Source organism: Stappia albiluteola (genome assembly GCF_014050225.1).
Classification (GTDB): domain Bacteria; phylum Pseudomonadota; class Alphaproteobacteria; order Rhizobiales; family Stappiaceae; genus Hongsoonwoonella; species Hongsoonwoonella albiluteola.
Genome location: NZ_JACFXV010000066.1, coordinates 202638 through 209374 on the forward strand (window position 1 = coordinate 202638; position 6737 = coordinate 209374).

A 6737-nucleotide genomic window follows, 5' to 3' on the forward strand; every position below is an offset into this window, starting at 1 on the left:
GCCAGCATCTTAGGGAAATTACGGTTAAACGTGGCGCGGATGCACACCTGCTGTTCGCGATGATGCGGCGTCCAGCCGCCCTCGCGGAACAACGCTCGCAGCCCATTCATGCCCCGCCGGATGGCTCAGACGGCAACGACCTGTCCGCCCAAATGATACGGGATTGATTAGTCCGTGAAGATGCCGAGCTTGGCCAATTCGACCCGCGCCCTGAGGTCTATTTCATCCAGAATTGCTTCGAGATACGGATCGTCACCCGGCTTGCGCCGTGAAAGCTGCGCTGCGAGGCGTTCCAGCCTGTCGGGAGCGACACGTCCCGCCAATAAATCGGCCTTCAACTGGTCGAGCGTATCGAGAAGGTCTCGGCCGTGGCGGGCGGCGCGCTTGCGTTCGGCGAGCGGATCCTCCACCTCCTGCAAGGCGAGCAAGGCATCGATACCGCCAAATGAAGCGGCCGCTGCGGTCGACGCCGAAGCCGGCGTTTCCGGCGTCGACGCGGGAGCAAAGCCGGAAGCCGGTTCACCCGGACGCCGCTTCTGCGACCGCGACTGCACGTTCGAGACTGGCGTGAAACCGTTGATGCGCATCCTGGATGCTTCGTCCTTGCCTGCCCCTGGCCGCCGCATGATGCGAGGCTTTCACCGGTCGCACGTCGACCGATCCGGATTCAGGGTTTGTTAAGATCAGGATTTGCCGAGATGGTAAACTAATGGTTAACGACCCGGTAAATTTTGCCTGCCCAACCCGGCACCTTCCGCCGACCCGCTGGCTTCCGGTCCGCCATGGCCGCTGATTTTCCGCGGAACTTCGCCGAATTCCAGCATTTTCGCAAATTGGCACAACATTCGCTTTAACAACCGCGACATCTTTTAAAGCGCGGAAAGCGAAGCGATGACTTTCACCATTGCCCTGCGAGCTCTCGTTGCAGCCCTCTGGCTGGCGCTTCTGTCCAATTCGGCTATAGCGGCTTCCCGCATCAAGGATATTTCCGATTTTGAGGGCATCCGCGACAACCAGCTAATCGGTTACGGCCTCGTGGTGGGCCTGCTGGGCACGGGCGACTCACTGCGCAACTCTCCCTTCACCCGGCAAAGTCTGCAGGCCATGCTCGAAAGGCTTGGCGTCAACACCCGTGGCTTCGACCTGAACACGGACAATGTCGCCGCGGTGATGGTGACGGCCAACCTTCCGGCCTTCTCCACGCAGGGAACGCGTATCGACGTGTCGGTCAGCGCGCTCGGCGATTCCGAAAGCCTGCAGGGCGGCACGCTTCTCGTCACCCCCCTGCTCGGCGCGGATGGCGAGGTCTACGCCATCGCGCAGGGGCCGGTGGCGATCGGCGGCTTTTCCGCCAATGGCGAAGCGGCCTCGATCGTCCGCGGCGTCCCCACCTCCGGGCGGATTGCGAACGGCGCGCTGGTCGAGCGCGAAATCGACTTCAAGCTCGCCTCAATGACGAGCCTGCGACTGGCACTGCGCAATCCCGACCTGACCACCAGCCGCCGGGTCGCGCTTGCCATCAACGAACTGATCGGCCTGCCGACGGCGGAGCCGGTCGATCCGGCGACCGTACGGATCGACCTGCCGCGCGATTTCGATGGCAATATCGTTGATCTTCTGACCGACATCGAACAGTTGATTATCGAGCCGGACCTGCCGGCGCGCGTCATCATCGACGAGAATTCCGGCATCATCGTCATGGGGCAAAACGTCCGGGTCTCCACCGTGGCGGTGGCGCAGGGCAACCTGACGGTCCGCATTGCCGAAAGCCCGGAGGCCTCGCAGCCGCTCCCCTTCTCCAATGGCGAGACCGTGGTGACGCCGCGCAGCGACGTGCAGGTGGACGACGAAAGCGGCAACAAGCTCGGCGTGGTGGACGAGACCATCACGCTCCAGGAGCTCGTCAACGGCCTTAATGCCCTCGGCATCGGGCCGCGCGACCTCATCTCCATCCTTCAGGCCATCAAGGCCGCCGGCGCCCTGCAGGCCGAAATCGAGGTGCTGTGATGAGCGACCTCGGATTTTCCGCCACGCTTTCCAACGCGCAGGCTCGCGCACTGCCCGCGGGCATCCAGTCGAAAGCGCTCTCCAACGGCTCTCTCTCGACGATCGAGAAGAACGCCCGCGATTTCGAGTCCGTGTTCCTCAACACGATGCTGCAGCAGATGTTCACCGGCATCGAGGACGGCGGCGCGTGGGGCGGCGGCACCGGATCGGACGCCTGGCAGGGCCTTCTCATCGACGAATACTCGAAAGCCATCGCGGGAGCGGGCGGGATCGGCATTGCCGACGCCGTGAAACGCGAACTGATTGCATTGCAGGAGATCAACTGACCATGAGCCTGAGCAACAAATCGATCGCCGAGCGCGCGCCGGAATTCTATAACGCGCATATCGCCGATGCCAGGGCGGCTGAAGCCGTCTGCGCCAGGCTCGCCACGGCCATGACCGAACTCCTGCGGACGATCGAGCAGGAAACGGAACTCGTGCGCAGCGGCAAGCTGCAGGAAGCCGGCGAGCTCCAGCCGCTGAAGGCCGATCTGATCAGCATCTACATGCGCGGCATGACTTTCGTGCGCGACCATGCGGTGACGCTCGGCAACCTGGCGCCGGAAGCCTCCGCCCAGTTGAAGCGCCAGCACGGCGAGTTCCAGCCGATCCTCAGGATCAACCTCGCGGTGCTTGCCACCGCGCGTGAGGTTGCCGACGGCCTGCTGCGCAAAGTTGCGGAAGGCGCCGCGGCAACCACCAACCCCACGACCTACGGCGCCGGCGGTACCGCACCACAAACGCCGAAGCCGATGGGCGGCATTGCCGTCAACCGCTCCCTTTGACGGCGGAACGGTCCGCGAGCATAGTGACGGGCGGCGGTTGCCACCGTTCCGCCCGCCGCCCGGCCAATTCCCGGATGGGGACCGAATCAGCAAAAAATGACAATAGTTAAAATCCTAACCAAACCGTTAACGGTCGATTCATGATTCTTACGTAAGGTAATCCCCTAGCTCCTCGCAGTGTGTCTCACCGTTTCTGAGGAGAAGGGGAAAATGGTCACCGCAGTCGCGCCGCAAATCGTCATCCCGCCTTATGCTCCCGGAACCCGGGAGACGACCGGGGTTGCGCCTCAGCCGGCCACCCAGACGGATGTCGCCTCTTACAAGACGGTCACGCCGGCCCAGAAGGTCGAAACCTTCTCCTCCGCCGCCGAGAAGGCCAGGGAGTCCCGGCAGGAACGCGTCCCTTCCGATGCAATTCGGCGCGAGGAGTTCCAGGACGAGGAATCCGGCAGCCTCGTCTACCGTGCGATCGACACCAATACCGGCGAGGTCGTGCGTCAGATCCCCGACGAGTCGCTCCTGCGTCTGCGCCGGGCCCTGGCCGAGACGACCCATGTGAACCTGACCGGCATCGGTTTCGACCGGAAGGTCTGATCGCCCCTGGAGCGCTTTCCATGAAAGCGGAGTCGCTTTCGTGATGAGAAATCTCTCCAGAATCAATATCTTGAGCATATCCTTGTCGCCAAATCCAATTCGGACTTAGCGGGATAAGGCTCTAGCAGACATCCTTATGCCTGCCACGACACCGGCGCAGCTTGCGCGCGGTGTTTTTTTGCGTTTCTCCGGCTCCCCTGCGACCGAAGATTGCGAGACCTCGCACCTCCGCCCTGCCCCGGGATCCTTTGACCTTTTCCAAGGCGCAAACGCCGAATATCGCGAATCAGTTATTATCTTGGGATACGGAACAACGGGTCCACGTGATATGCTTGCATCTTCTCCCGCGACGCTCAATTTGTTGAAAAAAGCTGTTCTTTTGCAGAAGAAGGGTGACGTGGCGGCGGCCATCCCCATCTATCGTCGCATCCTCAAGCGCGACAAGGGCAACGCAGAAGTACACAGTCTTCTTGGCCTCTGCCTGGCGCAGCGAAATTCGGAAGAAGATGCCAGGAACCACCTTCAACGGGCCGTTGAGCTGCAGCCCGACGGGGAGCGCCACTACAGGAACCTCATTGAATTCCTGGAAAAGAAAGACAAGCCAGGAGAAGCGCTTGCCTGGACCGAGAAGGCGCTGGAAATAAAGCCGGACGAACCGACTCTACTTCTAAAGCGCGCAAGGCAACTGAAGAAGCTTGGTCAAACTGTCGATGCACTATGGGCTTTCGAAACTGCGGTCCGCGCCGATCCGGAGAACCTCGACACGCTAGTCGAACTTGGACAGGCTTTGATGGATGCCGAGAAACATGATGAAGCGATCGCGATTTGCGACTACGTGCTGGCTAAAGAACCAAGTCACCGTGAAGCGATATTTTTAAGACTCGACATAGGATTTTCCCAGAACGGACCATCGTTTCTCGCGGAATTTCTAGAAGGAAAAATCTCGCACTTTGACCTCGACACGGATTTGAATTTTCGTATTCGCTTGGCAAATGCTTACTGGGGTGTAGGAAGATTTACGCTCGCACTTGAGCATATAACCTTCGTAACGAAACACGCGCCCTACGCAGCAAACGCGCGAGCGATCCATGGGAAGACCCTCTACCAAATGGGAAGATTTGGAGAGGCCATTCCCGAGTTCGAAGCTGCCTTGAAAATTGATCCAGAACTTCATGAGGCGGCACTAAACTTAGGCTTTTGCTATTTTTGTTCTGGTGATCTCAAGGGTGGCTTTCGGCTTCATGACCGCCGCTTTTTATACAAAAAATCAGGAGTGCAAATTCGGCAATTTTCCGCCCCCAGGTGGATGGGTGAAGATCTTCGAGATAAAACCTTGATGATATGGAATGAACAGGGAGTTGGCGATGTCCTTCGATACTCTTCTATGTTTAATGAGCTTCAGAAACGTTGTGCTAAGTTGATTATCGAAACCCAGATCAAAACCATACCTATACTCCAGAGGAATTTCCCTAAAGCGTTGGTGCGTCGCGAAAAACACTTTGAAAAATTAGCAATATTTGGCGAGAATATTGATTATGATGTTCACTGCCCTATCGGCAGTCTGAGTGAACATCTCCGGCCTTCGTTGGACAGTTTTCCCAGTAGAAGCTCATTCTTAACGGGAGACTCTACTTTAGTTGAATCATTTGGAAAAAGAAAAGAATTTACAACAGACAAGTTCAAAGTTGGACTATGTTGGAGCGGAAAAATAACACGCGGACTCCGCAGACTTACACATTTCAAGCTGGAGGAATTGATGCCAATACTTCGAGTTGATGGCGTCCAATTCTTCAATATTCAATACATCAACAGCAGAGAAGAAATTGCGGAGACCACAAGTAAATTTGGCATTTTTATCAATGAGTTTGGAGAAATTGATCAATTTAACGACTTAGAATCGGTCGCGGCCATAATTTGCAACCTCGATCTGGTAATCGCGATAAGCTCCAGTGTAGCGGAACTGGCAAGCGCCCTTGGTATTCCTGTCTGGCGAATTGGCTCCATTGCAGAGCCGCATTTGCTCGGCAGTAAAAATAAAATACCTTGGCTACCCTCTACAAAATATTTTCCATTTTCACTCGAACACGGGGCGACAGATACAATTGCCTTGTTAGCTAAAAATCTTCAGGCACTTGTAAATTCGAGGGCTATTTAATAAGCTCTTATTTACCTTAATTTGAGTTTACCAAGATATTTTACTACTCATTTGGCAGTAAATTGCGATTGTCGGAATGCAACGAGAATGCGTTGCGTGTGAAACCAGAAAGGTATTCTCATGTCCGACATCACGCTTTCCGCTGGCGTACGCCAGAACCTGCTTTCCTTGCAGAAGACTGCCGATCTTCTAAGCACGACCCAGAACCGGCTTGCTACCGGTAAAAAGGTAAACTCGGCCCTCGACAACCCGACCAATTTCTTCACCTCGCAAGGCCTGCAGTCGCGGGCCGGTGAGTTGTCTAATCTGCTTGATGGCATTGGCAACGCGATCAAGACGCTGGAAGCAGCCGACAACGGCATCAAGGCAATCACCAAGCTGGTCGAAAGCGCCCAGTCGACGGTTCGCCAGGCTCAGCAGAACAATACCGACGCGGAAGCCGAGACCCAGATCCAAGGCCTCGCCGCCGTCGACACCACCGGGGTCTCCGCTGGAACCACACAGCAGCGCGTTCTCGATCAGAACCTTGGCGCCCTGAATTTCAAGAACGGCGACACCATCGAGTTAACAGCAACCGACGCGAACGGCACCGAATCAAAGGTGACCTATACTGTTGGAGCCACTCCGGCTACCGAAACCGTCAATGACGTCATCAACCGGATCAACAATTCCGGCGTCGCCAAGGCATCGGTAACTTCCGACGGACGTCTGGATATCCGCGCGAATGGCGCCGAAACGCTAAATCTCACAATCACGACGCAAGACACCGGAAATGGCTCGACGGCCGACCTCATCACACAAAATGCAGCCGGATCCGTGTTTGCATCCCTCGGTTTTGGAGACAACGCGGATGCTGTCGGTGTAGATGACGAGAATGACGCCAACACCACAGCCGACGTGGACGATCCCGGCGGTACGCGCGTCGTCTACACCGAAGGCACATCGGCAAACCTGTTCGACACGTTAACCATCACCAATCAGGCGCAGGCACAGGAGGCAGACAACTCGGATCTGGCGGAACAGTTCAACGACATTCTGCAGCAGATCGACGAGTTGGCCGCAGACGCCAGCTTCAACGGCATCAATCTGATCAATTCCAGCGATACCGAACTCACCGTTGCCTTCAACGAACGACGGGATGAAGGACGATCGGAA

General features: G+C 56.9%; 7 protein-coding genes. 6 read left to right on the forward strand and 1 reads right to left on the reverse strand.

The genetic code is table 11. The features are described from left to right. Positions 1-167: 167 nt before the first annotated feature. A complete protein-coding gene (locus H2509_RS19445) occupies positions 168-587 on the reverse strand; it encodes a flagellar assembly protein FliX (protein WP_182168126.1) in 420 nt (139 codons plus the stop codon). A 304-nt stretch (positions 588-891) separates the two neighbouring features. On the opposite strand from H2509_RS19445, the gene H2509_RS19450 reads away from it, so the two are divergent. From H2509_RS19450 to H2509_RS19475, 6 genes are all read left to right on the forward strand, one after another. Continuing rightward, a complete protein-coding gene (locus H2509_RS19450) occupies positions 892-2007 on the forward strand; it encodes a flagellar basal body P-ring protein FlgI (protein ID WP_182168127.1) in 1116 nt (371 codons plus the stop codon). Beyond that, positions 2007-2333 carry a rod-binding protein gene (locus H2509_RS19455; protein ID WP_182168128.1) on the forward strand — a complete coding sequence of 109 codons (327 nt, stop codon included), beginning with the start codon at positions 2007-2009 and terminating at the stop codon, positions 2331-2333. The genes H2509_RS19450 and H2509_RS19455 overlap by 1 nt, the downstream gene beginning before the upstream one ends. Before the next feature lie 2 nt (positions 2334-2335). Next, complete coding sequence (locus tag H2509_RS19460; RefSeq protein ID WP_209002078.1) at positions 2336-2833, forward strand: hypothetical protein; 498 nt, start codon at positions 2336-2338, stop codon at positions 2831-2833. Positions 2834-3043: 210 nt separating this feature from the next. After that, positions 3044-3427 carry a flagellar protein FlaG gene (locus H2509_RS19465; RefSeq protein WP_182168129.1) on the forward strand — a complete coding sequence of 128 codons (384 nt, stop codon included), beginning with the start codon at positions 3044-3046 and terminating at the stop codon, positions 3425-3427. A gap of 136 nt (positions 3428-3563) precedes the next feature. After that, positions 3564-5582 carry a tetratricopeptide repeat protein gene (locus tag H2509_RS19470; protein ID WP_182168130.1) on the forward strand — a complete coding sequence of 673 codons (2019 nt, stop codon included), beginning with the start codon at positions 3564-3566 and terminating at the stop codon, positions 5580-5582. A 120-nt stretch (positions 5583-5702) separates the two neighbouring features. Then, a partial coding sequence (locus tag H2509_RS19475; RefSeq protein ID WP_456243051.1) for a flagellin N-terminal helical domain-containing protein occupies positions 5703-6737 on the forward strand: 1035 nt, incomplete at its 3' end.